We start from the raw sequence: 24,696 nt of genomic DNA on the forward strand, positions 1-24,696 counted from the left end.
GCCATGAACTCCGGCAGCGACATCCCCTGCTGGAACTGGATTCGGTTCATCGGCATGTGCTCGCTCCTGCGCTTGGTCTGTCCTCTACGCTACGCCTGACCTTCGGCTGGCTCCTTGCTGAAGATCATTGCTAATCAGGAAAGCTGATGGGATGAGGCTCAGGCTCGCCGACTGAAAGTCCACAGATCCAGGGTCTGAGCCAAACACAACACAAACACAAGTCGAAAATCCAGACTTACAGCTAAAGCCGGCGGTTTTAACCTTGAGATGGAAAATAAATCAAACAGTGACCGCCAATAGTATCCTCAATGAAGAACTTCGGCGATTTTTAGATACGATGACCCTATTCAATCGACAATCCAGACGGAACACAAATCCTCAACCACAGCAGGTAGCAAAAAATTAACCAGAACTGCCGCAACAATCCCAGCGATCACTGCAGGCCACCCAAACTGAGCCAAAAACAATCCAGAAACGACTTTGATAGCATCAGCGCTATCAACATTTTTTAAATTTAAAGCAGATTTAAGACGATCCAAACAGTTTACTGCCCCATCTTCACTGCACCCCCCGCAAAAAAATTCTTTCGCCTGCTTATTCAATCGTCGAAAATATAGCTTACCAACCGTCTCATCATTTTCATCCGATAAATTTTTTACTCCATCAACCAAAGTAATGGGACCATTAAGCGCTATCTCGTCTTCTTTATTTATTGCTCCGAGATGCGAATAAAGCTCATCTTCCGACATTTTTGCCAACTTACTAGCAGCAATACCAGTAGTCATGAGAATCTCCGGTTCAATCAAGTTGAAGTAGGATTAAGTATTTTCCCAAGCAGCCAACACTACATCGCATGAACTGATGACTTAATACAACCATCATCTAAGCCACCCCACCCTCTTCGCCTCAAACACTGCCTCATTCTTGCTATGCACCCCCAACTTCGCATAGAGCCCGCGAACATGCGTGCGCACCGTATCGACTGACGCCCCGAGGCAATCCGCCACCTCGACATAGCTGTAGCCTTTTGCCATCAGGCCCAGCACCGCCGACTCCTTGGGCGTGAGCTTCTCGGGTTTTTCCCAGGGTGGTGAGTCAGCAGCAGGCGCCGCCGCCTTTGTAAACACCGCTTGGCACTCACCCACATGCCGCGGCGGCTTAGCGATGATCTCGGCCGCACATCCCACCACAAGGTGCCCGACCACATCGCTCAGTGCATCGGTAGCGAACAAATCGCGGTACTCGAACAGCGTTTCCGCCGCGTGCCGCAGCAGCGTGGCGGTCGGGTGGGCGCAGGGCAGCGTGGTCGCGGTCGCGCAGTGCAGGTCCGGCACCAAAGCCCGGATCGCCTGTGCAGGCATGATCAGCACGGTCTGTTCGAAACTCGCCTCGAACGCCAGTTCATACGGCCGGTCACTGGTGTAGAGCGCCACATCACCCGGCACCAGCGCCGCTTCACGCCCGTCCTGGCGCACCGCCGAAGTGCCGCGTCGCTGGATGTTGACCAGCACCTGCTCCTCGCTGGACTGGGCGATGACCTCGGGGGTGAGGCGCAACCGCTGGGCTTGCGACCGGATACGGGAGACGCTCAGCGCGCCAAGCTGCCGTTGTTCGATGTGACCGGAGAACCGGGCGGGCTGCGTCACTTCGAGGCAGTTGACCTTCACCAGATGGGCACACACCAGATCGGCCCAGTAGGCGTGTCGTTCGGAGGCATCGACGTGGCTGGTCGAGATGCAGACGTGGCGATGCGACATCAGAACTCCCCCTGGAGACTCTCGACACCCTCGGCCAGAACATCTGACACCAGTCTGGATTGCGAAAAGTCAAAAGCAGGATATCGCGAGAGGTCACTCAATGTGACAAAACGCACGCCCCATTGACCTCGCCACATCATCAAATTTGATGACGTTTGCGACTGCACCCGATTGGCCAACACCACGATCGACCGCCGGCCAGCGCTCAGTCAGCACCTGCACAGGATCTGATGGCAAAGTGCTCCGTTCGGGTACAGGGTTCGCACATCGATCGGAACCTGATGCCCGCAGTGTCCTGCGACCTCCAAGCACCGGCCTGCACGTCACCCCATGGCGCTGACGCACCGGTCCGGCCGCCGCAGGCAGGAGACAATCGGGCCACAAGCCCCCTACACGGAGATTCGTGAATGACGACCAAGCAGCCGACCATCATCTACACCCTGACCGATGAAGCGCCCTTGCTGGCGACTTGCGCTTTCCTGCCCATCGTGCGCACCTTCACGGCGCCGGTCGGCATCAACATCCAGAAGGCCGACATCTCCGTGTCCGCCCGCGTGTTGGCCGAGTTCCCGGAATACCTGACGGCCCGCCAGCAGGTGCCCAACACGCTCGCCGAGCTGGGCAAGAAGACGCTGGAGCCGGACGCCAACATCATCAAGCTGCCGAACATCAGCGCCTCGGTCGCCCAGCTGGTGGCCTGCGTCAAGGAACTGCAATCCAAGGGCTACGGCGTTCCCGACGTCCCGGAAAACCCGACCACCGACGAGGAAAAGGCCATCAAGGCCCGCTACGGCAAGTGCCTGGGCTCCGCCGTGAACCCGGTGCTGCGTGAAGGCAACTCCGACCGCCGCGCGCCGCTGGCGGTCAAGAACTTCGTCCGCAAGCACCCGCATTCGATGGGCGAGTGGAAGCAGTGGTCGCAGACCCATGTCTCCCACATGGAGCACGGCGACTTCTACCACGGCGAAAAATCGCTGACGCTGGACAAGGCCCGCAACGTCAAGATGGAGTTGCTCACCGCCAGCGGCAAGACCATCGTGCTGAAGCCGAAGCTGGCCCTGCTCGACGGCGAGATCATCGACTCGATGTTCATGAGCAAGCAGGCCCTGTGCGACTTCTACGAGGCCGAGCTGGAAGACTGCCGCCAGTCCGGCATCCTGTTCTCGCTGCACGTCAAGGCGACGATGATGAAGGTCTCGCACCCCATCGTCTTCGGCCACTGCGTCCGGATCTACTACAAGGACGCCTTCGAGAAGCACGGCGCGCTGTTCGACGAGCTGGGCATCAATGTCAACAACGGCATGGTGAACCTGTACGACAAGATCAAGACGCTGCCGGAATCCAAGCGCGACGAGATCATCCGCGACCTGCACGCCTGCCAGGAGCACCGTCCGCGTCTGGCGATGGTGGACTCGGCCAAGGGCATCACCAACTTCCACTCGCCCAACGACATCATCGTCGACGCCTCGATGCCGGCGATGATGCGCCAGGGCGGCAAGATGTGGGGCGCCGACGGCAAGTCCTACGACAGCAAGTGCGTGATGCCGGAGTCGACCTTTGCCCGCATCTACCAGGAGATGATCAACTTCTGCAAGTGGCACGGCAACTTCGACCCGCGCACGATGGGCACGGTGCCGAACGTCGGCCTGATGGCGCAGCAGGCCGAAGAGTACGGCTCGCACGACAAGACCTTCGAGGTCGCCGAAGCCGGCGTGGCCAACATCACCGACCTGGACACGGGCGAAGTGCTGCTGAGCCAGAACGTGGAAGCCGGCGACATCTGGCGCATGTGCCAGGTCAAGGACGCCCCGATCCGCGACTGGGTCAAGCTGGCCGTCACGCGCGCCCGCAATTCCGGCATGCCGGCCGTGTTCTGGCTGGACCCGTACCGCCCGCACGAGAACGAGCTGATCAAGAAGGTGGAAACCTACCTGAAGGACCACGACACCACGGGCCTGGAAGTCCGCATCATGAGCCAGGTGCGCGCGATGCGTTTCACCCTGGAGCGCGTGGCCCGCGGCCTGGACACCATCAGCGTCACTGGCAACATCCTGCGCGACTACCTGACCGACCTGTTCCCGATCATGGAACTGGGCACCTCGGCCAAGATGCTGTCGATCGTGCCGCTGATGAACGGCGGCGGCATGTACGAGACCGGCGCCGGCGGCTCGGCCCCGAAGCACGTGCAGCAGCTGGTGCAGGAAAACCACCTGCGCTGGGACTCGCTGGGTGAGTTCCTGGCGCTGGCCGTGTCGCTGGAAGAGCTGGGCATCAAGGAAGACAACGCCCAGGCCAAGCTGCTGGCCAAGACGCTCGACGCTGCCACCGGCAAGCTGCTCGACAACAACAAGTCGCCCAGCCCGAAGACCGGTCAGCTCGACAACCGCGGCAGCCAGTTCTACCTGGCGATGTACTGGGCCCAGGAACTGGCCGCCCAGACCGAGGACGCCACACTGGCCGCCCACTTCGGCAAGCTGGCCGCCGTGCTGACCGAGAACGAGGCCAAGATCGTGGCCGAGCTGAGCGCGGTCCAGGGCCAGCCGGCCGACATCGGCGGCTACTACCTGGCCGATGCAGAGAAGACCAAGGCCATCATGCGTCCGAGCGCCACGCTCAACGCCGCGCTGGCGGCGGCGCGCAGCTAAGACCTGCGGCGAGCGGCAACGCCCGCTACGCCAAAAAGAAGGGCCACCCTCGGGTGGCCCTTCTGCCTTCTGCATTGCGACGGGCCGCCGGGCCCGCGCCCGTTCACTCGATGTTCTGCACCTGCTCGCGCATCTGCTCGATCGCGACCTTCATCTCCACCGAGATCTGCGTCAGCTCCAGCGCGGCGGACTTCGAGCCCAGGGTGTTGGCCTCGCGGTGCAGCTCCTGGATCAGGAAATCGAGCCGCTTGCCCAGCTCGCCGCCCTTGCGCAGCAGCCGGGTGATCTCGTCGAGGTGGGCTCCCAGCCGGCCGAGTTCTTCCGCGACGTCGATGCGGATCGCGAACGCCGCGGCTTCCGACATCGCCCGCTCGGCCAGCGACTGCGCGGAGACGCTCTGGTTGGCGCCCGCCGTGGCGAGTGCCTCGTTCCAGCGCTCCAGGAAACGCTGCTGCTGGCGCGCCACCACCTGCGGCACCAGCGGTGCCGCCTGGGTGGCCAGCCCGCGCAGGTGCTCGACACGCTCCATCAGGATCGCGACCAGCCGGTCTCCCTCGCGGGCGCGGGCCTCGCCCAGCCGCTCGACGCACAGGCGGGCGGCGACCAGCGCGACATCGTCGAGCATCGCCACCGGCGCGGTGCTGCGGCACCACTGCAGCACCTCGTGCACCGACATCAGCTCGGCGTCGCGCAACTGCGAGCGCACGGCCACCTGCAGCGCCGCCAGCCGGGCGAGCTGCTCGGGGTGTGGCAGCGCGGCGGCGGCGTCGGGCGCGCGGTCCGGGTTCAGGCGCAGCTCGATCTTGCCGCGCTTGAAGGTCCGGGTGAGCAGTTCGCGCAGCGCTGGCTCCAGCGCGCGGAATTCGTCGGGCAGGCGCAGCGCCAGATCCAGGAATCGGCTGTTCACGGAGCGCAGTTCCACCGTGACCGATCCTGCGGAGCCCGCTTGTGCGGCAGTGTTCTCGGTGTGTTCCCCGGCCTCGGGCAGCGCGCTGGAGGAGGCGCTGGCATAACCGGTCATGCTGTAAACTGACATCGCGGATTTCGCCCAATCAAAATACGATTATGTCAAAGCAAAAACCTGCCCCGTTGCCGCCCGGCACGGTGGTAGGCGGCTACCAGGTCATCCGGAAGCTGGCAGCGGGTGGATTCGGGGTGGTCTATCTCGCCGAAGATGCCGAGCGCCGTCTGGTGGCCCTCAAGGAATACCTCCCGTCTTCGCTGGCCGAGCGCTCTGCGGGGGAGTTGATTCCGCGCGTCAAACCGGAGAAGCAGCCGCTCTACCGCCTGGGCCTGAAGAGCTTCTTCGAGGAAGGCCGCTCGCTCGCGCAGATCAGCCACCAGAGCGTCGTCTCGGTGCTGAACTTCTTCCGCGAGAACGAGACGGTCTACATGGTGATGAACTACCTGCAGGGCGACACGCTGCAGGACTTCATCGTGACCGCCCGCGACCTCAAGCGCGACAAGGTCTTCCGCGAATCGACCATCCGCAGCCTGTTCGACGAGATCCTGCGCGGCCTGCGCATCGTGCACCAGCACAAGATGCTGCACCTGGACATCAAGCCGGCCAACATCTTCGTCACCAACGAGAACAAGGCCGTGATGCTCGACTTCGGCGCCGCACGCGAAGTGCTGTCGAAGGAAGGCAACTTCATCCGGCCGATGTACACCCCCGGCTTCGCGGCACCGGAGATGTACCGCCGCGACGGCCAGCTCGGCCCCTGGACCGACATCTACGCCATCGGCGCGTGCATCTACGCCTGCATGCAGGGCTACCCGCCGAACGACGCCCCGCAGCGCATCGAGAAGGACCGCCTGAGCCTGTCGCTCTCGCGCCTGCGCAATGTCTACTCGGACAACCTCATCGAGGTGACCGAATGGTGCATGTCGCTCGATCCGCTGGCGCGGCCGCAGAGTGTCTTCGCGCTCCAGAAGGAGCTGTCCCGGGAAACCGAACGCCGCTACACCAAGCTCAGCTTCAGCGAGCGCCTCAAGCTTCAGCTTGAAAACATCAAGTCCGGTGCCAAGGCGTGAGCGCCACCGCGCCGGAATCTTCCTCGGAACCCCTGCCCATGCGTTTTTCCGTCTACCAGATCAGTCGCCGTGGCGGGCGCGAGAAGAACGAAGACCGCATGGGGTATTGCTACACCCGTGACTCCGGCCTGTTCGCGCTCGCCGACGGCATGGGCGGCCACCCCGAGGGCGAAGTCGCCTCGCAGATGTCGCTGCAGACCATGGCCGGCATGTTCCAGCGTGACGCCAAGCCGGTGATCCGCGAGCCGCGCCGCTTCCTGACCGAGTCCATCCTCGCCGGCCACCACGCGCTCATCCGCTACGCCACCGAACGCGCCCTGCTCGACACCCCGCGCACGACCATCGTCGCCTGCATCCTGCAAGGCCGTGACGCCTACTGGGCGCACTGCGGCGACTCGCGCCTCTACCTCGTGCGCGGCGGCCGGCTGCAGGCCCGCACCCGCGACCACTCCTACTCCGAGCTGCAGGAATCGCTCAACGGCGTCGTGCCGCTGGGCGACAAGGTCAACCGCAACGTGCTGTTCACCTGCCTGGGCAGCCCGGGCAAGCCGGTGATCGACCTGGTCGGCCCCGTGACGCTGCAGCCCGGCGACAAGCTGCTGCTGTGCTCCGACGGCCTGTGGGGCGCCCTTGACGACGACACCATCACCCGCATCCTCGCCGACGGCACGATCACCGAAGCCGCGCCCGATCTGGTGGAGCGCGCACTGCGCATCGCCGGCGAGAAGAGCGACAACGTCACCGTGATCGCCGTCGAGTGGGAGTCCGCCGAGGACGACGAGACCCTCACCGGCATCGAGACCGACGCGCTCGGCGACGATGTGTTCGCCTCCACCATCCAGGCCGGTGCCGGCGTCGGCAACCCGGACGACCTGCTCGACGAAGCCGAGATCGAACGCTCGATCCGCGAGATCAACGAAGCCATCAAGCGCAGCGCCCAGAAGCGCAGCTAAGCCGACCAGACAGACCAGACATCCCCATGACCATGACCCGCCCCAACGACCGCGCCCCCGACGCCCTGCGCACCGTCCAGCTCACCCGCGGCTACACCAAGCACGCCGAAGGCTCGGTGCTGATCGCCTTCGGTGACACCAAGGTCCTGTGCACGGCGTCCGTCGAGGAACGTGTCCCGCCGCACAAGAAGGGCTCCGGCGAAGGCTGGGTCACCGCCGAATACGGCATGCTGCCCCGCGCCACCCACACCCGCAGCGCCCGCGAAGCCGCCAAGGGCAAGCAGACCGGCCGCACGCAGGAGATCCAGCGCCTGATCGGCCGCTCGCTGCGCAGCGTGTTCGATCTGAAGAAGCTCGGCGAACGCACGATCACGATCGACTGCGACGTGCTGCAGGCCGACGGTGGCACCCGCACCGCCGCCATCACCGGCGCCTTCGTCGCGGCACAGGACGCCGTCGGCACCCTGCTCGCCAAGGGCCTGATCGCCGAATCCCCGATCCGCGACCACGTGGCCGCCATCTCGGTCGGGCTGCTGGACGGTGTCGCGCTGCTGGACCTCGAATACGTCGAGGATTTGGCCTGCGACACCGACATGAACGTCGTGATGACCGGCTCGGGCGGCTTCGTCGAAGTTCAGGGCACGGCGGAAGGCACGCCCTTCAGCCGCGCCGAGATGGACACGCTGATCGCGCTGGCCGACAAGGGCATCCGCGACCTCGTCGCGCTGCAGCGCCAGACACTGGCCGCACCGATCGCGGGCTGAGCGATGGCGGGTCTGCGACATCGTCTGGTACTGGCGTCCAACAACGCCAAGAAGCTGAAGGAACTCGGCGCGCTGCTGGCCCCCGTGTCGGTCGAGCTGGTCACGCAAGGCGCGCTCGGCATCCCGGAAGCCGAGGAGCCGCACCACACCTTCATCGAGAACGCGCTCGCCAAGGCCCGCCACGCGGCAGCCGCCAGCGGCCTGCCCGCGATCTCGGACGACTCCGGCTTGTGCGTGGACGCGCTGGGTGGAGCGCCAGGCGTGCAGTCGGCGCACTACGCGGCGGTGGAATTTCCGGCCGGCATCGACCGCGAGGCGCAGCGCGCGCTTCAGGACGAGGCCAACAACCGCAAGCTGCTCGCCGCCCTCGACGGCGCCGCGACCCGCCGCGCCCGCTTCGTCTGCGCGCTGGTGGCCGTGCGCTCGGCGGACGATCCCGAGCCGTTGATCGCCTTCGGGCGCTGGGAGGGCGAGATCCTGGCCGAGCGGCGCGGCGCGGGCGGTTTCGGCTACGACCCGCTGATGTTCGTCCCGGCGCAGGGCCTGACCGCTGCCGAGATGCCCGCCGACGTCAAGAACGCCCAGAGCCACCGCGCACTGGCCTGTGCGCAGATGCTGACCCTGATGCGCGAGGTCTGGCAGCTTGGCTGAGTTCATCCCGATCCAGCCCGCCCAGGCCGCCGCGGACACCTCGGCCACCGCCAATGGCACCGACGTGGTGGCGCGCTACCTGCGCCCCGGCACGCTGCAACTCGGCGCACCGCCGCCGCTGGGGCTCTACATCCACCTGCCGTGGTGCCTGCGCAAGTGCCCCTACTGCGACTTCAACTCGCACGAGGCGGCCAGCGGCGGGCACCCGGAGGCCGCGTATCTGGACGCCCTGCGCGCCGACCTCGAAGCCGCACTGCCGCTGGTCTGGGGCCGCAGCGTGCAGTCCATCTTCATCGGTGGCGGCACGCCCAGCCTGTTCTCGCCCGAGGGCATCGAGCGGCTGCTGAGCGACGTGCGGGCGCTGATGCCACTGGCGCCGGGCTGCGAGGTGACGCTGGAAGCCAATCCCGGCACCTTCGAGCGCGAACGCTTCCGCGCCTTCCGCCACGCGGGGGTGACGCGGCTGTCGATCGGCGTGCAGAGCTTCGATGACGACAAGCTGCGGGCGCTCGGGCGCGTCCACAACCGCGGGCAGGCGCTCGCCGCGGCCGAGGAAGCCGCGCAAGCCTTCGACACCTTCAACCTCGACCTGATGTATGCCCTGCCCGGCCAGACGCTCGCCGAGGCTGCGGAAGATCTGCGCACGGCCCTGGCGCTGCAGCCGCCGCACCTGTCGGTCTACCACCTGACGATCGAGCCGAACACGCTGTTCGCCGTGCATCCACCGACCGTGCCAGACGACGACCTGGCCAGCGACATGCTCGACCAGATCGTGGACATGACCGGCGCGCAGGGCCTGTCGCGCTACGAGGTTTCGGCCTTCGCGCGGCCGGGTCACCGCTGCACGCACAACCTGAACTACTGGCAGTTTGGCGATTACCTCGGCATCGGCGCGGGCGCGCACACCAAGCTGAGCTTTCCGCACCGGGTCGTGCGGCAGGTGCGCTGGCGCGAACCGGCGATGTACATGCAGAAGGCGCTGGCCGGACAGGCAGTGTCGAACGACGAAGAGGTCGGCCGCAAGGCGCTGCCCTTCGAGTTCATGCTGAACGCGCTGCGGCTGAAGGACGGCTTCGATCTGGGGCTGTTCCGCGACCGCACCGGGCTGCCGCTGTCGAGCATCGAGGCGGCGCTGGCGCAGTCCGAGCAGCGCGGCCTGCTGGTGCGCGACTGGGAGCGCGCCGCACCCACCCCGCGCGGCTTCGACTTCCTCAGCGATCTGCAGGGGCTGTTTCTGGCCTGAGCCGCGTGCCGGGGGCCGTTGGCGCCGCCAGCCCCAGCAGCGCCATCACCCGTGGGCCGATGGCATCGAGCGGCAGCACCTCCTGGCAAGCCCCCGCCCGGATCGCCTCGCGGGGCATCCCGAAAATCGCGCTGGTCGCTTCGTCCTGCGCCAGGTTGTAGGCACCCGCCTCGCGCAGCAAGCGCATCGCCAGCGCGCCATCGCCGCCCATGCCCGTGAGCATGATGCCGATGGCGCGGTCGCCGGCCACCCTGGCCACCGATCGGAACAGCACGTCGACGCTGGGCCGGTGCCGCTGCACCAGTTCACCCGCCGAGACGCGCGCCACCAGGCCGCCGGCGGGTCCGCGTTCCACCGACAGGTGCTGCCCGCCCGGCGCGACATAGGCGTGGCCGGTCTGCAGCGGCTCGCCGTCGCAGGCTTCGCTGACCGCCAGCGGACCCAGTCCGTTCAGGCGCGCCGCATAGCGGGCCGAGAAGCCCACCGGCATGTGCTGCACGATCAGCACCGGCGGCACGGCCGGCGACAGGCCGGCGAGCAGGCGCGGCGTGGCTTCAGTGCCCCCCGTCGATGCACCGATGGCGATGAGGCGGCCGGACGTCGACGGGGCCGCCACCGCCACCGTGCCGGCAGCGCTGCCCCGGCGGAGCGTCTGGCGTGCGCGCACGGCGTCGCGCAGCCGGGCCACGATGTGCTTCTCGAAGGCTTCGAAGGTGCCCGACACTCCGGGCATCGGTTTCTCGATGAAGGCCACCGCGCCGAGCGCCGTGGCGCGCAGCACGTTCGTCTGGTGCTGGCGGGTCGCGGAGGCGACCACCACCACCGGGGTCGGCCGCAGCCGCATGAGCCGCTCCAGGAAGTCCATGCCGTCCATCCCCGGCATGACCATGTCGAGGGTGACCACGTCCGGATCGAGCCCGCGGATCATCTCCCGGGCCTGCAGCGCGTCGGCGGCCTCGCCGACGCAGACCAGGTCGCTGTGGCGGGCCAGCACGGCGCGGATCATGGCCCGCGCAGCCGAGGAATCATCGACCACGAGCACGCGGATGGGGGCGCCTGGCGCGGACGTGCGGAACGAACAGGCAAGGGGGGGGATCACGGCAGATCGGCAAACGACGTGTTCATGGTGCCGCCACCGGCCTTGCGCCGGGCCTCGCGTTCCAGCGCCAGCACGAGGTTGTGCTGGGTGGGGGGCAGTCGGCGCACCATCACCCGCCCGGTCTGCGGGAACAAGCAGACCTTGCGCGGGCTGCTGCCGAGCACGTCCTTCGAGATCAGCGTGATCTCGTGGTCGCGCAGGTAGTCAATGGCGAACCGGGTGTTGCGCTCGCCGACATTCAGCGAGCCCGGTCCCGGGATCATCGCGGCGCCGCCGAAGAGCTTGCACTCCAGCGTGCGGCGGGTCGCCCCCTGCCGCAGCAGCGTGCTGATCAGGCGCTCCATGGCCTCGATGCCGTAGCGGCCGGCGTCGGGCGCCGAGCCGGAGCCGCCGGGCAGCATGAAGTGGTTCATGCCGCCGATCTGTGCCTGGCGGTCCCACAGGCAGGCGGCGATGCACGAGCCGAGCGTGGTGGTGATGACGATGTCCTCGCCGTGCACGAAGAACTCGCCCGGCATGATGCGGACCGCGTCGGCGTTGAAGACCACCTCGCGGTAGAAGAAGTTCGCCTGCCCGTCGACCCGCGGCAACGCACGCAGCCGTTCGATGCGCCCGGGCACGACACGGGCCAGGGCAGGTTCGGCCCAGGAGGTTTCTGCGACCGGAGGAATAGGCAGTTGGGGCAAGGACAGCTCACTGTGCAATTCAGGGCACTGTGCTGCGCGCAGCCGCCGGCCCGCCCGTGGAGAAGCCCGCCAAACACCAGCCATCTCCCACTCAAGTCGAGGGGGTCATGCCGTAGACTGCAAATGCCTCACTTTCGGAGGTCTTTTTCCAGTCTTTTTCCAGTCTTTCCTCCGCCTTCGTCCCGATTTGCCAGCGCCCCCCATGTCCCAGACGTCCCCACTCGCGCGTGAATCGTCCGTGATCACGGTCGGCGGACACACGTTGCAGGTGGGACTCGCGCTGCAATTGCTGGAACGCGCCGGCCAGCACGACTGGATGGCCCGGCTCGAACCCGGCTCGCCCGCCTGGATGCAGGCGCTGATCGACGGTCTGTGCACCCTGTCCAGCCGCGACCCGCTGACGGGGCTGTTCAACCGCCGCCAGTTCGAGGCCAGCCTGGACAGCGAGATCGACCGCGTGGCGCGCACCGGCGAGTCCGCGCTGCTGCTGCTGCTCGACATCGACCATTTCAAGCGCGTCAACGACACCTACGGACACGGCGCCGGCGATGTCGTCATCCGCCACATCGGCAAGGCGCTGCAGGACAGCGTGCGCCCGATGGACACCGTCGCGCGGCTGGGGGGCGAGGAATTCGGCGCCGTGCTGCCCAACTGCCCGGCCAGTTTTGGCCAGACCGTGGCCGACCGGGTGCGCCATGCGATCGAGACCACGGTCGTCACCGCCGCAGCGGCGCAGCGCATCACGGTCACCGTCAGCGTTGGTGGCGCGTTTGCGCCGCGGTGGGTGCGCTCGTCGTCGCACCTGTGGATGGAGCGGGCCGACCAGCAGCTCTACCGCGCCAAGGCCGCCGGCCGCAACCGCATCTGCCTGGAGTCGCAGCCGCACTCCGAGGTGAGCACCGAGGAGCGGGACATGCTCTTCAGCGCGGTGTCGGCCTTCGTGCCGGACGCCATGGACACGAGCACGGACCCCACGCTGGATTCGATGCCATGAGCGCGGCCCACATCCTGGCCATCACCAGTGGCAAGGGCGGTGTCGGCAAGACCATGCTCAGCGCCAACCTGGCCGCGGCACTCGCCCGCCGCGGCGAAAAGGTGCTCGTCATCGACGCCGACCTGGGCCTGGCCAACCTCGACGTGGTGCTCAACCTGCACCCGCGCACCACGCTGCACGAGGTCTTCACCGGCAAGGCCCCGCTCGACCAGGCGGTGATCGACGCCCCGGGCGGCTTCCAGGTGATGCTGGCCGGCTCGGGCCTGATCGAATACTCGCGGCTCACGCCCCAGGTGCGCGAACAGCTCGCGCTGCTGCTCGACACCGTCCGCCCGCGTTACGACCGGGTGCTGATCGACACCGGCGCCGGCATCTCGGACATCGTGCTCTACGCCGTGTCGCTGGCCGACGAGGTGCTGGTCATCGCCACGCCCGAGCCGCCCGCGCTGGCCGACGCCTACGCCACGATCAAGGTGCTGGCGATGCAGCAAGGCCGCACCTCGACCATGCTGGTGGTCAACCAGACCCTGCGCCCCGGCGAAGGCCGCCACGTCGCCACGCAGCTGCAGGCGGTCCTCCAGCGCTTCGTGCAGCTGGCGGACGGCGCGTCGATCACCTTGCAGCCGCTGGGCGACATCGTGCAGGACACGGCCGTGCGCCAGTCCGTGCAGAAGCGCCAGCTGCTGATGCTGGCCTTTCCCGGCTCGGACGCGGCCCACGACATCCGCGAGATTGCCCGCCGGCTGGCCGAGGTGACGGCAACGGCAACACCCGCCGCGGCTGGGCTACAGTCCCCGCCATGAACCCCGAGACCCCCGACCAGCCCGCGACCCCCTATGCCTGGGTCGGCGGCGACGCCCGCGTGCGCGCACTCGTCGACCGCTTCTACGACCTGATGGACCTGGAGCCCGGCTACCGCGAACTGCGCGCCGCCCACGGCACCACGCTCGACGACGCCCGCGACAAGCTCTACTGGTTCCTCAGCGGCTGGCTGGGCGGCCCGAACCACTACATCGAGCGCTTCGGCCACCCGCGGCTGCGCATGCGCCACATGCCCTTCTCGATCGGCGTGCAGGAGCGCGACCAGTGGGTCGCCTGCATGCACCAGGCAATGACCGAAGTGGGCGTCGACCCCGTGCTGATCGAGCGGCTGACCGAGAGCTTCTTCGGCACCGCCGACTGGATGCGCAACCGCTGAGCGGCTGCGGCCCGGCCGTCAGCGCAAGCGCCCGTCCGAGCGCCGCGCCGAGGCCAGCAGCACGATCAGCGCCCCCGCCCCGCCATCCGGCCCGCGCGCCTGCGTGAAGGCCAGCACCTCCTTGCGCTGCACCAGCCAGTTGCGCACCTTGCCCTTGAGCACGGGCTGCCGGCCGGGTGAGCCCAGCCCCTTGCCATGCACGACGCGCACGCAGCGCAAGCCGCGCTTGCCGGCGTCGTTGAGGAAGCCCGCCAGCGCCTCGCGCGCCGCGTCGCGGTTCAGGCCGTGCAGGTCGATCTGGCCCTGCAGCGTCCAGCGGCCCAGGCGCAGGTGCTTGAGCACGTCGTCGCCGATGCCCGACTGGCGGTAGGAGAGCTGGTCGTCGGTCTCCATCAGCGAGGCCGCATCGAAGTCGTCCGACAGCGACACGCGCAGCACCTCGGCCTCGTCGAGCGCCCGCTGGAAGGGTTCGGGCAGCGGCCTCGGGCGGGCGATGTCGGCCAGGTTGGCATCGCGCAGCGGCGTGACCTCGCCCACCGTGCGCGCAAACAGGTCGCGCTCCCGCTGCCGGGCCGCTTCGATCGCTGCGCGCCGGGCGGCCTCCTCTTCGGCGCGCTGGCGCTGTTCGCGCAGCGCCCGGTGGATGGCGGCCAGCTCCGACAGCGAATGCGCCTTCACAGCAGCCCCCGCTCCGCAAACGACACCACCGGCCCGCGCCCGACAACCATGTGGTCGAGCACCCGCACATCGACCATCGCCAGCGCCGACTTCAGGCTCTGCGTCAGGAACTCGTCGGCGCGCGACGGCTCCGCGACACCGGACGGATGGTTGTGGGCCAGGATCACGGCCGCCGCATTCAGCGCCAGCGCCCGCTTGAGGACTTCCCTTGGATACACGCTGGTCTGCGTCAGCGTGCCGCGGAACATCGGCTCGTAGGCGATCAGCCGGTGCTGCGCGTCGAGGAAGAGCACGGCGAAGACCTCGTAGCCCAGCTCGCCGAGCTGCAGCTTCAGGTAGTCGCGCACCGACTGGGGCGAATCGAACACCGGCCGCTGCGCCAGCTCCATCGACAGTGCCCGCCGCGCCAGCTCCAGCACCGCCTGCAGCTCGGCGCGCTTGGCCGGACCGAGGCCCTTCACGCTCTTCAACGCATCCCCCTCGGCGCGCAGCAGACCGCCGATCCCGCCGAAGCGGGCCAGCACCTGCTCGGACATCTGCAGCACGCCCGTGCCCTGGATGCCGGTGCGCAGCAGCAGCGCGAGCAGCTCGGCATCGGCCAGCGCGGACGGGCCTTGGGCGAGCAGCTTTTCGCGCGGACGCATCGCAACAGGAAGGTCTTTCATCGGCGGCACCTAAAATCGGGGTCAGTCTACCCAGAACTGACCGCGCTCTGCCCCCGTATCCCCCATTTCCCCCTTCCACTCCCCCAACAGGATCACCGCCGTGCCTCAGGTCCAACCGGGTTCATTCCTGACCCTGCATTACCGCCTCGCCGGCCCCGACGGCGGCGACATCGTCAACACCTTCAACGACAAGCCCGCGACGCTCTCGCTCGGCGCCGGTGAACTCGCGCCCGCCATCGAGTCGCGCCTGCTCGGCCTGGAAGAAGGCACGCGCACGACCATCGCGCTCGAACCCGGCGAAGCCTTCGGCCCGCGCAGCCCCGACATGGTCCAGAAGCTCAAGCTCGCCATCCTGCGCGAGATGGGCGACCCGCACGAGCAGTACAGCGTCGGCGACGTGGTGCAGTTCCCGACGCCGGACGGCCGCGGCTCCTTCGCCGGCGTGCTGCGCGAACTCGGGCCGGCATCCGAAGACTGGGCGGTGTTCGACTTCAACCACCCGCTGGCCGGCCAGCCGCTGACCTTCGAAGTGCAACTGATCGGAGTGCTGTGATGACCGCGATCCGCCAGGAAACCCTGCAAGGCCATGTCGAGGAAGTCGTGCTGGCCCAGCCGCGCGGCTTCTGCGCCGGCGTGGACCGTGCGATCGAGATCGTCGAGCGGGCACTCGCGAAGTTCGGCGCGCCGATCTACGTGCGCCACGAGATCGTCCACAACACCTACGTCGTCAACGACCTGAAGGCCAAGGGCGCGATCTTCATCGAAGAACTGTCGGACGTGCCGCCCGGCGCGACGCTGGTGTTCAGCGCCCACGGCGTCAGCCAGGCCGTGCGCGCCGAGGCCCGCGCGCGCGGCTTCGAGGTGTTCGACGCGACCTGCCCGCTGGTCACCAAGGTCCACGTCGAAGTCGCCAAGCTGCGCCGCGAGGGCTACGACTTCATCATGATCGGCCACAAGGGCCACCCGGAAGTCGAAGGCACGATGGGCCAGCTCACCGAGGGCATCCACCTCGTCGAGGACGTGGCCGATGTGGCCGGCGTGCAGGTGCCCGATGAAAGCCGCCTTGCCGTGGTGACGCAGACGACGCTGAGCGTGGACGACGCCGCCGAGATCCTGCGCGCCGTGAAGCAGCGCTTCCCGCAGGTGCGCGAGCCGAAGAAGCAGGACATCTGCTACGCGACACAGAACCGCCAGGACGCCGTCAAGGTGCTGTCCGGCGAGGTGGACATCGTCATCGTCGTCGGCAGCCCGACCAGCTCCAACAGCAACCGCCTGCGCGAAGTGGCGCAGCGGCTGGGCACGGCGTCGTACATGGTCGACAGCGCCGACGAGATCCAGGCCGCGTGGTTCGAGGGCCGTCCGCGCGTGGGCCTGACCGCGGGCGCCTCCGCCCCCGAACTGCTGGTCGATGCGGTCATCACCCGGCTGAAGGAGCTGGGCGCGCTGAGCGTGCGCAAGATGCCGGGCGTCGAGGAGCACATCGAATTCCCGCTGCCCAAGGGGCTGGGCGACAAGGCGATGGCCGAAGCCGGTGTCACCGCCGCGCCGCGCCCGCACTGAACACACTGCACTGCAACACGAGACTTTCCATGCTGGACATCACCCTGCTGCGCCGCGACCTGGACGGCGTCCTCGCCCGCCTGGCCACGCGCAAGAACCCGCAGCCCTTCCTCGACGCCGACACCTTCAGCGCGCTGGAAGCCGAGCGCAAGACCCTGCAGATCCGCACCGAGGAACTGCAGGCGCGCCGCAACCAGCTCAGCAAGCAGATCGGCGGACTCAAGGCCAAGGGGCAGGACACCACCGCCGTGATGGCCGAGGTGGGCGGCATCGGCGACGAGATGAAGGCCGGCGGCGAGCGGCTGACGCAGATCCAGGCCGCGCTGGACGCGATGCTGCTGCACGTGCCCAACCTGCCCGCCGCCGACGTGCCGGTCGGCCCGGACGAACACGCCAATGTCGAAGTGCGCCGCTGGGGCACGCCGCGTGCGTTCGACTTCACGGTGAAGGACCACGTCGACCTGGGCGCGCCGCTGGGGCTGGATTTCGAGACCGGCGCCAAGCTCTCCGGCTCGCGCTTCACCTTCATGCAGGGTGCCGCCGCCCGCCTGCACCGCGCGCTCGCGCAGTTCATGCTCGACGTGCAAACGACCGAGCACGGCTACACCGAGTGCTACACGCCCTACCTCGTGCAGGCCAAGGCGCTGCAGGGCACGGGCCAGCTGCCCAAGTTCGAGCAGGACCTGTTCCACGTCACCTCGGGTGATGGCGACGCGGCCGGCAGCAAGTGGTACCTGATCCCGACCTCGGAGGTCACGCTCACCAACGCGGTCGCCGAGACGGTGCTGGCGATCGACCAGCTCCCGATCAAGCTCACCGCGCACAGCCCGTGTTTCCGCTCGGAAGCTGGCTCGGCGGGCCGGGACACCCGCGGCCTGATCCGCCAGCACCAGTTCGACAAGGTCGAGATGGTGCAGATCGTCCACCCCGAGCACAGCGACGGCGCGCTGGCGGAGATGGTCGGCCATGCGGAAGCGATCCTGCAGAAGCTGGGGCTGCCCTACCGCGTGCTGCTGCTGTCCACGGGCGACATGGGCTTCGGCGCGGCCAAGACGTTTGACCTGGAAGTCTGGGTGCCGGCGCAGTCCACCTACCGCGAGATCAGCTCCTGCTCGAACTGCGAGGCGTTCCAGGCGCGGCGCATGCAGACGCGCTTCAAGAACGCGCAGGGCAAGAACGAATTCGTGCACACGCTCAACGGCTCGGGGCTGGCGGTGGGGCGCACGCTGGTGGCCGTGCTGGAGAACTACCAGAACGCCGATGGCAGCATCACGGTGCCGGAAGCGCTGCGTCCGTACATGGGCGGCGTCGAATTATTGCGACCCACTTGCTGAACCTGAGGAAATAGCGCTACAATCGCGTTCTCGCATCCAGGAAGGGTGGCAGAGTGGTCGATTGTACCTGACTCGAAATCAGGCGTACGGAAACGTACCGAGGGTTCGAATCCCTCCTCTTCCGCCAAACAAGAGAAAGCCCGCCACAAGCGGGCTTTTTTCTTTTCTGGCGCACACACGTGCGGTACCGCCTCCGGCGGCGATAGTTCACGCTTGGCGAGACGACCCAAAGTGAACAATTCACGCACTCCCCTAAGATCCCTGCGCTTTCCGGACCACCAGACCAGAACACCCAGGGATTCCATGTCGTCATCGCCCCCGGCCACCTCGGCCACCACCCCCGCCGCCATCCAGTCCTTCATCGACCGCTGGACCGGCGTCACCGCCTCCGAACTCTCGACCTCGCAGAGCTTCATCATCGACCTGTGCGAGCTGCTGGACGTGCCGCGGCCGCACCCGACGCCCGAGCGCGACTACATGTTCGAGCGGCCGGTCACGTTCCAGAACGGCGATGGCTCGACCAGCCCGGGGCGGGTGGATTGCTACCGGCGCGGTGCCTACGTGTGGGAGTCGAAGAAGCTGAACCCGGGTGCGCAGGCGGCCGTGACGGGCAAGACGACCAGGAGCTTCGACAACGCGCTGCTGCTGGCGCGCACGCAGGCGGAGTACTACGCCCGTGCGCTGCCGGCCAGCGAGGGCCGGCCGCCGTTCGTGGTGGTGGTGGATGTCGGGCATGTGTTCGAGCTGTACGCAGAGTTCAGCCGCTCCGGCTCGACCTACACGCCCTACCCCGACGCCCGCTCGCACCGCATCCGGCTGGCCGATCTGCACGACCCGGCGATCCGGGCGCGGCTGCGGGCGCTGTGGGTCGATCCGATGTCGCTGGACCCGTCGCGCATCAGTGCGCGGGTGACGCGGGCGGTGTCGGCGGAACTGGCGGAGCTGGCGAAGAGCCTGGAGGACTCCGGACACGCCGCGCAGCAGGTGGCGGGCTTCCTGACGCGCTGCCTGTTCACGATGTTTGCCGAGGATGTCGGGCTGCTGCCAGCGGACGAGGACGGGCTGGGGGCCTTCGTGTCGCTGCTGACGCGCTGGCGCGAGCAGCCGGAGCGGTTGACCAAGATGCTGCAGGCGCTGTGGGCCACGATGGACAGCGGCGGCTTCAGCCCGGTGCTGGCGCAGGACGTGATGCGCTTCAACGGCAAGCTGTTCAAGGGCGCGGGGCAGCCGGGGTATGTGCTGCCGCTGACGACCGGGCAGATCGACGGGCTGCTGCGCGCGGCCAAGGCGGACTGGCGCGAGGTGGAGCCTGCCATCTTCGGCACGCTGCTGGAGCGGGCCTTGAGCACGACCGAGCGCCACGCGCTAGGGGCGCACTACACGCCGCGGGCGTATGTGGAGCGGCTGGTGATGCCGACGGTGATCGAGCCGCTGCGGGCCGAGTGGGCGCTGGCGCTGGGCGCGGCGCTGGTGCTGGCGGCCGAGGCCGAGGCGCTGGACGGCAAGAAGCGCGAGGACAAGCTGGCCGAGGCGCGGGCCGAATTGCGGCGGTTTCACCACCGGCTGTGCCATGTGCGGGTGCTGGATCCGGCCTGCGGGAGCGGGAATTTCCTGTATGTGACGCTGGAGCACCTGAAGCGGCTGGAGGGCGAGGTGCTGGACCGGCTGGAGGCGCTGGGCGAGTCGACGCAGGGGCAGCTCGCGATGGAGGGCGGCACGGTCACGCTCAAGCAGATGCTGGGCATCGAGCTGAACCCGCGGGCGGCGGCGCTGGCGGAGCTGGTGCTGTGGATCGGCTGGCTGCAGTGGCAGATCCGCACGGGCGGGTCGCAGAGCGTGGCGGAGCCGGTGGTGCATGACTACGGGAACATCCAGTGCCGGGATGCGGTGCTGGCGTATGACCGGCAGGAGCTGGCGACGGACGCGGACGGGCGCACGGTCACGCGCTGGGATGGCAAGACGACCAAGGTGCATCCGGTGACGGGCGAAAAGGTGCCGGACGAGGCGGCGCAGGTGCCGGAGTGGCGTTACGTGAACCCGCGTCAGGCCGAGTGGCCGCAGGCGGAGTTCATCGTGGGGAATCCGCCGTTCATTGGCGCCGGGCCGATGCGGCTGGCGCTGGGCGACGGCTACACGCAGACGCTGCGGGCGACGTGGCCCGAGGTGCCGGAGAGCGCCGATTTCGTCATGTACTGGTGGCACCAGGCGGCGCAGCAGGTGCGCACCGGGCGGGTGGAACGCTTCGGCTTCATCACCACCAACAGCCTGCGCCAGACCTTCAACCGGCGCGTGATCGAGCAGCACCTGAACGCCAAGGAGCCGCTGACGCTGGCGTTCGCGGTGCCGGATCACCCGTGGGTGGACAGCGCGCACGGCGCGGCGGTGCGCATCGCGATGAGCGTCGGCACGGCGGCGGCTGGGGAAGGCCGGCTGCTGACGGTCACGGCCGAGCGCGGCAACGGTCAGGACGAGATCGACGTGCAGCTGGAAGAGCGGCGCGGCGTGCTGCACGCCGACTTGCGCGTCGGCGCCAATGTGGCGAGCACCAAAGCACTTGCTGCTAACGGAACACTCACCAGTCGAGGCGTCATGCTGTTCGGAGCCGGATTCATTGTTACAAATGAAGAGGCATCCTTGCTTGGTCTGGGCAAGACGCCGGGACTCGACCGACATATCCGCTCCTATCGCAATGGCCGCGATCTGACAGACAAGCCAAGAGGTGTCATGGTCATCGACCTTTTCGGCCTCAGCGCCGAAGCAGTGCGAACACGATTTCCGGCGGTCTACCAATGGATAAACGAGCGTGTAAAGCCCGAACGAGATGCCAATCGAGACCCAGCAATCCGAAGCAACTGGTGGCTCCATGGACGTTCACGCGGTGAAATTCGACTTGCGCTGGCAAACCTGCCTCACTACATCGCAACGGTCGAAACAGCCAAGCACCGCGTATTCCAATTTCTAGACACCACCGTATTGCCCGACAACAAACTGATCGCGATTGCACTGAGCGGCAGGGAACATCTTGGCGTTCTCAGCAGTGTTGTGCATGTCACTTGGGCATTGGCGAGCGGCAGCAGGCTCGGGGTAGGAAATGACCCCGTTTATGTCAAAACCCGCTGCTTCGAAACGTTCCCATTCCCGGAGCCAGAAGTGGCAACAGCCAACCGCATCAGCAAACTCGCCGAAGAACTCGACGCCTTCCGCAAGGCCCGCCAAGCCGCCCACGAGTCCGTGACGCTGACGGGCATGTACAACGTGCTGGACAAGCTCCGCCGCGAGGAGCCGCTGAACGCCAAGGACAAGGCGCTGCACGAACAGGCACTCGTCGGCGTGCTGCGCACCCTGCACGACGCACTCGACGCCGCCGTGCTCGACGCCTACGGCTGGCAAGACCTCGGCCCCGTGCCCTGGACCGACGAAGAAGCCCGCCAGGCGTGGACCGAGCGGCTGCTGGAGCGCCTGGTCGACCTCAACACCCGCCGCGCCGCCGAGGAAGCCCGCGGCACCATCCGCTGGCTGCGCCCCGCGTTCCAGGACCCCACGGCGCTGAAGGCCGAGCCGCAATCCGCCATCGAACTCGTCGGCGGCGCCCCGGCCCCCGAAGCCGACACCGAAGACGAAGCGCCGGCCACCCCCGCCGCACCCGCCGCCCGCCAGCCCTGGCCCGCCGACCTGCCCGCGCAGATGCGCGCCGTCGCCGATGCCCTCAGCACCAGCGCCCAGCCGCTCGACGAGGACGCGCTGGCCAGCCGCTTCACCGGCCGCGGGCCGTGGAAGAAGCGGCTGCCGCAGATCCTGGAGACGCTGGTGGTGCTGGGCAAGGCGCAGCGGGAGGCGGGGGGGCGCTGGCGCGGGGCCTGAAACGCAGACGCCCCTCGAAAGGGGCGCCGCTGCCAATGGACGGACTGACGGGCATCACCCCACACACCGTCATGCCCGCGCAGGCGGGCACCCAGACAGGTCAGCCACGGTCGGTGGCGAGGGTGGATCCTCGCCTTCGCGAGGATGACGGAGATCAGTAACCGAGGAAATCCACCTCGAACACCAGCGTCGCATTCGGCGGAATCACGCCGCCCGCGCCACGGGCGCCATAGCCCAGGTTCGGCGGGATCAGCAGCACGCGGGTGCCACCGACCTGCATGCCCTGCACGCCTTCGTCCCAGCCGCCGATGACCATGCCGGCGCCGAGCGCGAAGCGGAACGCCTGGCCGCGGTCCTTGCTGGAGTCGAACTTGCGGCCGCGGCCGTCCGGCGCGGTGGCGTCGTGCAGCCAGCCGGTGTAGTGGACGCTGACCTGGCGGCCGGCGACGGCGGTTTCACCGGTGCCGACGACCGTGTCTTCGTACTGCAGACCCGAGGGGGTGGAAATCATGTGGAAACCTTTGCGAGGGGAGGAACAACGGAAACGGGCGCGATCATGCCACCAGTTCCGGCGTCCGCCCACCCGTTGTCACACTTGACACCGGGCGGCCCAGCGCGACACCGCCTCGGTCAGAAATTGATGGGCCTCAATTCCAGCAGGTACCGCGAGGTCCAGCGCCTGCGCCGCCGCCTGCAGCACGGCCAGCGGCTGGCGCGTGTCGATCGCCGCAGCGCCGGTCTGCTTGGAGAGCTTCTCGCCCTGCCCGTCCAGCACCAGCGGCGTGTGGCGGTAACGCGGGGTCGGCAAGCCCAGGCAGCGCTGCAGCCAGACCTGCCGCGGCGTGTTGTCGGCCAGGTCTTCGCCGCGCACGACGTGGGTGATGCCCTGCGCCGCGTCGTCGACCACCACCGCGAGCTGGTAGGCCCACAGCCCGTCCGCGCGGCGCAGCACGAAGTCACCGACCTCGCGGGTGACGTTCTGGTGCTGCGGGCCCAGCCGGTCGTCGGTCCAGTCGATGCAGACGTCCACCCCACCCGGCTGCACGGTCAGCAGCCGCACGGCACGCGCCTCGGCCCACGGCACCGGCTGCGCGCCACCGGGGCGGCAGGTGCCGGGGTAGACCAGCTCGCCATGGCGGCTGCGGTCGTGGCCGGCAGCAGCCAGCGCCAGCGCGATCTCGCGGCGCGTGCAGCGGCAGCCGTAGGCGAGGCCCGCCGTGTGCAGCGTGTCCAGCGCGTGGGCGTACAGATCCCCACGGCGCGACTGCCACACCGGCGGCTCGTCCGGGTGCAGCCCGCAGGCGGCCAGCTGGCGCAGGATCTCCAGGTCCGCACCGGGGATGCAGCGTGGCGTGTCCACGTCCTCGATGCGCACGAGCCAGCGCCCGCCGTGCGCCCGCGCATCGAGCCACGAGGCCAGCGCGGCGACCATCGAGCCGGCGTGCAGCGGCCCGGTCGGCGACGGTGCGAAGCGGCCGACGTAGCCGCCGGCTCCTGGCGCCGCACTCACAGGATGAGACCGGCGTGCTGCTCCAGCAGCGCCTGGCGGGTGACGGGGCTTTCCAGCTGCTGCAGCCACCAGGCCAGCGCACGGCCGACGCCCGGCCCGCCCCGCCATGCGTACTGCAGATCGACCTGCGCCGCCGGCTCCTCGGTGCGCTTGACCACCAGCCGCCCGGCCGCGACATGCGCGCGCAGCAGCGGCTCGGGCAGCCGGCCGCAGCCCAGGCCGCGGATCTGCGCCTCCAGCTTGGCCACCAACGACGGCACGGTCAGCACGTCCTGCCCGGGCTGGATGCCATAGGTGCGGCGGTCCGTGCGCTGCGCGGTGTCGGCCATCGCGACGATGCGGTGCTGCGCGACGGTCTGCATCGACAGCGGCTCGGGCAGCGCCGCCAGCGGGTGGTGCGGCGCGACCGCCAGCAGCATCTCCAGCCGGCCCAGCGGCGCGCACTGCAGGCCCTGCGGCAGGCTGACTTGCCCGGCCAGACCAATGGCCAGATCGACCTGCCCGGAGGTCAGCGCCTCCAGCGTGCCGGCCATCACCTCGTTGCGCAGCCGCAGCCGGGTCGGCAGCGGGCCGGCGTCGGGCGACTCGGTGCAACGCAGCGCGTAGAACGCCTCGATCAGGTCGAAGATCGCCCGCGGCGCCACGATGTTGTCCACCGCGATCGCCAGCGTCGTCTCCCAGCCCGTGGCCACGCGCTGCACGCGGTTGGCCACCGCATCCATCTGCGCGAGCAGGCGGCGTCCTTCGTGCAGCAGCTCGGCGCCGGCCGCGGTGGGCTGCGCCTGGCGCGAGCTGCGGTCGAACAGCAGCACGTCCAGCGCCTCCTCCAGCTGCCGCACGCTGTAGGTCAGCGCCGAGGGCACCTTGCCCAGCTCGCGCGCCGCGGCGGCGAAGCTGCCGGTGCGGGCGATGGTGTCCATCATCTCCAGCGCTTCGGGGGTCAGGGCGTGGCGGCGGTCGGTCATCGGCGGGGTGCGCAGGCGCTCGAGTTCAAGTCTTTTGAATGATGCCATCACGCCGCCGCTGCCCCAGGCGAACCCCGGACGCGCATCATGGACACCTAG

The 24,696-nt window shown here is 68.0% G+C and carries 23 protein-coding genes and 1 tRNA gene; 14 read left to right on the forward strand and 10 right to left on the reverse strand.

The genetic code is table 11. The features are described 5' to 3' along the window. Positions 1 to 347: 347 nt before the first annotated feature. Together AABN02_RS12260 and AABN02_RS12265 are read right to left on the reverse strand one after the other, a co-directional pair. Positions 348 to 785 carry a hypothetical protein gene (locus AABN02_RS12260; RefSeq protein WP_338415215.1) on the reverse strand — a complete coding sequence of 146 codons (438 nt, stop codon included), beginning with the start codon at positions 783 to 785 and terminating at the stop codon, positions 348 to 350. Positions 786 to 878: 93 nt separating this feature from the next. Continuing rightward, positions 879 to 1,757, reverse strand: a complete 879-nt coding sequence (locus AABN02_RS12265; protein WP_338415216.1) for a LuxR C-terminal-related transcriptional regulator — start codon at positions 1,755 to 1,757, stop codon at positions 879 to 881. Positions 1,758 to 2,164: 407 nt separating this feature from the next. On the opposite strand from AABN02_RS12265, the gene AABN02_RS12270 reads away from it, so the two are divergent. Next, positions 2,165 to 4,402 carry an NADP-dependent isocitrate dehydrogenase gene (locus AABN02_RS12270; protein WP_338415217.1) on the forward strand — a complete coding sequence of 746 codons (2,238 nt, stop codon included), beginning with the start codon at positions 2,165 to 2,167 and terminating at the stop codon, positions 4,400 to 4,402. A gap of 103 nt (positions 4,403 to 4,505) precedes the next feature. Here AABN02_RS12270 and AABN02_RS12275 read toward each other — a convergent pair whose 3' ends face one another. Continuing rightward, complete coding sequence (locus tag AABN02_RS12275; protein ID WP_338415218.1) at positions 4,506 to 5,438, reverse strand: YicC/YloC family endoribonuclease; 933 nt, start codon at positions 5,436 to 5,438, stop codon at positions 4,506 to 4,508. A 29-nt stretch (positions 5,439 to 5,467) separates the two neighbouring features. On the opposite strand from AABN02_RS12275, the gene AABN02_RS12280 reads away from it, so the two are divergent. From AABN02_RS12280 to hemW, 5 genes are all read left to right on the forward strand, one after another. Further along, the gene (locus tag AABN02_RS12280) at positions 5,468 to 6,436 is read left to right on the forward strand and encodes a serine/threonine-protein kinase (RefSeq protein WP_338415219.1); all 969 of its coding nucleotides are present in this window, start codon (positions 5,468 to 5,470) and stop codon (positions 6,434 to 6,436) included. Between the two features lie 38 nt (positions 6,437 to 6,474). Beyond that, on the forward strand, positions 6,475 to 7,389 hold the full coding sequence (locus tag AABN02_RS12285) for a PP2C family serine/threonine-protein phosphatase (RefSeq protein WP_338415220.1): 915 nt from the start codon (positions 6,475 to 6,477) through the stop codon (positions 7,387 to 7,389). 26 nt (positions 7,390 to 7,415) lie between these two features. Further along, positions 7,416 to 8,153, forward strand: coding sequence for a ribonuclease PH (rph, locus tag AABN02_RS12290; protein ID WP_338415221.1), 738 nt, complete (start codon positions 7,416 to 7,418; stop codon positions 8,151 to 8,153). Positions 8,154 to 8,156: 3 nt separating this feature from the next. After that, positions 8,157 to 8,804: an RdgB/HAM1 family non-canonical purine NTP pyrophosphatase gene (rdgB, locus tag AABN02_RS12295; protein WP_338415222.1), complete on the forward strand. Its 648-nt coding sequence runs from the start codon at positions 8,157 to 8,159 to the stop codon at positions 8,802 to 8,804. 64 nt (positions 8,805 to 8,868) lie between these two features. Beyond that, on the forward strand, positions 8,869 to 10,047 hold the full coding sequence (gene hemW / locus AABN02_RS12300) for a radical SAM family heme chaperone HemW (protein WP_338415277.1): 1,179 nt from the start codon (positions 8,869 to 8,871) through the stop codon (positions 10,045 to 10,047). Here the strand turns inward: hemW and AABN02_RS12305 are convergent. Next, entirely contained in the window at positions 10,016 to 11,146 is a 1,131-nt protein-coding gene (locus AABN02_RS12305; protein ID WP_338415223.1) for a chemotaxis response regulator protein-glutamate methylesterase, read from the reverse strand. The genes hemW and AABN02_RS12305 overlap by 32 nt on opposite strands. Continuing rightward, positions 11,143 to 11,832, reverse strand: coding sequence for a chemoreceptor glutamine deamidase CheD (gene cheD, locus AABN02_RS12310; RefSeq protein ID WP_338415224.1), 690 nt, complete (start codon positions 11,830 to 11,832; stop codon positions 11,143 to 11,145). Before cheD ends, AABN02_RS12305 begins: the two co-directional genes overlap by 4 nt. Positions 11,833 to 12,034: 202 nt before the next feature. Here cheD and AABN02_RS12315 point away from each other — a divergent pair, with 202 nt between their 5' ends. Genes AABN02_RS12315 through AABN02_RS12325 form a run of 3 tightly spaced genes read left to right on the forward strand, consistent with a single transcriptional unit; the run spans position 12,035 to position 14,024 of the window. Next, a complete protein-coding gene (locus AABN02_RS12315) occupies positions 12,035 to 12,826 on the forward strand; it encodes a GGDEF domain-containing protein (protein ID WP_338415225.1) in 792 nt (263 codons plus the stop codon). Continuing rightward, a complete protein-coding gene (locus AABN02_RS12320) occupies positions 12,823 to 13,629 on the forward strand; it encodes an AAA family ATPase (protein WP_338415226.1) in 807 nt (268 codons plus the stop codon). Before AABN02_RS12315 ends, AABN02_RS12320 begins: the two co-directional genes overlap by 4 nt. Further along, the gene (locus tag AABN02_RS12325) at positions 13,626 to 14,024 is read left to right on the forward strand and encodes a group II truncated hemoglobin (RefSeq protein ID WP_338415227.1); all 399 of its coding nucleotides are present in this window, start codon (positions 13,626 to 13,628) and stop codon (positions 14,022 to 14,024) included. Before AABN02_RS12320 ends, AABN02_RS12325 begins: the two co-directional genes overlap by 4 nt. A gap of 18 nt (positions 14,025 to 14,042) precedes the next feature. Here the strand turns inward: AABN02_RS12325 and AABN02_RS12330 are convergent, their stop codons facing one another. Together AABN02_RS12330 and radC are read right to left on the reverse strand one after the other, a co-directional pair. After that, positions 14,043 to 14,702, reverse strand: coding sequence for a Smr/MutS family protein (locus AABN02_RS12330; RefSeq protein ID WP_338415228.1), 660 nt, complete (start codon positions 14,700 to 14,702; stop codon positions 14,043 to 14,045). Further along, positions 14,699 to 15,367, reverse strand: coding sequence for a DNA repair protein RadC (gene radC / locus AABN02_RS12335; protein WP_338415229.1), 669 nt, complete (start codon positions 15,365 to 15,367; stop codon positions 14,699 to 14,701). Before radC ends, AABN02_RS12330 begins: the two co-directional genes overlap by 4 nt. 100 nt (positions 15,368 to 15,467) lie before the next feature. Between radC and AABN02_RS12340 the strand changes: the two genes are divergently transcribed. The 5 genes from AABN02_RS12340 (at position 15,468) to AABN02_RS12360 (ending at position 22,122) form a co-directional block, all read left to right on the forward strand. Then, on the forward strand, positions 15,468 to 15,920 hold the full coding sequence (locus tag AABN02_RS12340) for an FKBP-type peptidyl-prolyl cis-trans isomerase (protein WP_338415230.1): 453 nt from the start codon (positions 15,468 to 15,470) through the stop codon (positions 15,918 to 15,920). Then, a complete protein-coding gene (ispH, locus tag AABN02_RS12345; RefSeq protein ID WP_338415231.1) occupies positions 15,920 to 16,927 on the forward strand; it encodes a 4-hydroxy-3-methylbut-2-enyl diphosphate reductase in 1,008 nt (335 codons plus the stop codon). Before AABN02_RS12340 ends, ispH begins: the two co-directional genes overlap by 1 nt. Positions 16,928 to 16,956: 29 nt before the next feature. After that, the gene (gene serS / locus AABN02_RS12350) at positions 16,957 to 18,261 is read left to right on the forward strand and encodes a serine--tRNA ligase (protein WP_338415232.1); all 1,305 of its coding nucleotides are present in this window, start codon (positions 16,957 to 16,959) and stop codon (positions 18,259 to 18,261) included. A gap of 39 nt (positions 18,262 to 18,300) precedes the next feature. Then, positions 18,301 to 18,388 (forward strand) — tRNA-Ser (locus tag AABN02_RS12355). A gap of 176 nt (positions 18,389 to 18,564) precedes the next feature. Further along, entirely contained in the window at positions 18,565 to 22,122 is a 3,558-nt protein-coding gene (locus AABN02_RS12360; protein ID WP_338415233.1) for a DNA methyltransferase, read from the forward strand. A 154-nt stretch (positions 22,123 to 22,276) separates the two neighbouring features. Here AABN02_RS12360 and AABN02_RS12365 read toward each other — a convergent pair whose 3' ends face one another. From AABN02_RS12365 to AABN02_RS12375, 3 genes are all read right to left on the reverse strand, one after another. Further along, complete coding sequence (locus tag AABN02_RS12365) at positions 22,277 to 22,633, reverse strand: FKBP-type peptidyl-prolyl cis-trans isomerase (protein WP_338415234.1); 357 nt, start codon at positions 22,631 to 22,633, stop codon at positions 22,277 to 22,279. A gap of 78 nt (positions 22,634 to 22,711) precedes the next feature. Then, on the reverse strand, positions 22,712 to 23,632 hold the full coding sequence (gene gluQRS, locus AABN02_RS12370; protein WP_338415235.1) for a tRNA glutamyl-Q(34) synthetase GluQRS: 921 nt from the start codon (positions 23,630 to 23,632) through the stop codon (positions 22,712 to 22,714). After that, positions 23,629 to 24,597: a LysR substrate-binding domain-containing protein gene (locus AABN02_RS12375; protein ID WP_338415278.1), complete on the reverse strand. Its 969-nt coding sequence runs from the start codon at positions 24,595 to 24,597 to the stop codon at positions 23,629 to 23,631. Before AABN02_RS12375 ends, gluQRS begins: the two co-directional genes overlap by 4 nt. Positions 24,598 to 24,696 lie beyond the last annotated feature (99 nt).

It is taken from the genome of uncultured Sphaerotilus sp. (genome assembly GCF_963924895.1).
GTDB lineage: Bacteria > Pseudomonadota > Gammaproteobacteria > Burkholderiales > Burkholderiaceae_C > Sphaerotilus.

What these genes read in the sequence shown, in the direction of transcription:
- AABN02_RS12260 (WP_338415215.1), bottom strand. Translation starts at nt 785, where the DNA reads ATGACTACTGGTATTGCTGCTAGTAAGTTGGCAAAAATGTCGGAAGAT.
- AABN02_RS12265 (WP_338415216.1), bottom strand. Translation starts at nt 1,757, where the DNA reads ATGTCGCATCGCCACGTCTGCATCTCGACCAGCCACGTCGATGCCTCC.
- AABN02_RS12270 (WP_338415217.1), top strand. Translation starts at nt 2,165, where the DNA reads ATGACGACCAAGCAGCCGACCATCATCTACACCCTGACCGATGAAGCG.
- AABN02_RS12275 (WP_338415218.1), bottom strand. Translation starts at nt 5,438, where the DNA reads ATGTCAGTTTACAGCATGACCGGTTATGCCAGCGCCTCCTCCAGCGCG.
- AABN02_RS12280 (WP_338415219.1), top strand. Translation starts at nt 5,468, where the DNA reads ATGTCAAAGCAAAAACCTGCCCCGTTGCCGCCCGGCACGGTGGTAGGC.
- AABN02_RS12285 (WP_338415220.1), top strand. Translation starts at nt 6,475, where the DNA reads ATGCGTTTTTCCGTCTACCAGATCAGTCGCCGTGGCGGGCGCGAGAAG.
- rph (WP_338415221.1), top strand. Translation starts at nt 7,416, where the DNA reads ATGACCATGACCCGCCCCAACGACCGCGCCCCCGACGCCCTGCGCACC.
- rdgB (WP_338415222.1), top strand. Translation starts at nt 8,157, where the DNA reads ATGGCGGGTCTGCGACATCGTCTGGTACTGGCGTCCAACAACGCCAAG.
- AABN02_RS12315 (WP_338415225.1), top strand. Translation starts at nt 12,035, where the DNA reads ATGTCCCAGACGTCCCCACTCGCGCGTGAATCGTCCGTGATCACGGTC.
- AABN02_RS12320 (WP_338415226.1), top strand. Translation starts at nt 12,823, where the DNA reads ATGAGCGCGGCCCACATCCTGGCCATCACCAGTGGCAAGGGCGGTGTC.
- AABN02_RS12325 (WP_338415227.1), top strand. Translation starts at nt 13,626, where the DNA reads ATGAACCCCGAGACCCCCGACCAGCCCGCGACCCCCTATGCCTGGGTC.
- radC (WP_338415229.1), bottom strand. Translation starts at nt 15,367, where the DNA reads ATGAAAGACCTTCCTGTTGCGATGCGTCCGCGCGAAAAGCTGCTCGCC.
- ispH (WP_338415231.1), top strand. Translation starts at nt 15,920, where the DNA reads ATGACCGCGATCCGCCAGGAAACCCTGCAAGGCCATGTCGAGGAAGTC.
- serS (WP_338415232.1), top strand. Translation starts at nt 16,957, where the DNA reads ATGCTGGACATCACCCTGCTGCGCCGCGACCTGGACGGCGTCCTCGCC.
- AABN02_RS12360 (WP_338415233.1), top strand. Translation starts at nt 18,565, where the DNA reads ATGTCGTCATCGCCCCCGGCCACCTCGGCCACCACCCCCGCCGCCATC.
- AABN02_RS12365 (WP_338415234.1), bottom strand. Translation starts at nt 22,633, where the DNA reads ATGATTTCCACCCCCTCGGGTCTGCAGTACGAAGACACGGTCGTCGGC.
- AABN02_RS12375 (WP_338415278.1), bottom strand. Translation starts at nt 24,597, where the DNA reads ATGACCGACCGCCGCCACGCCCTGACCCCCGAAGCGCTGGAGATGATG.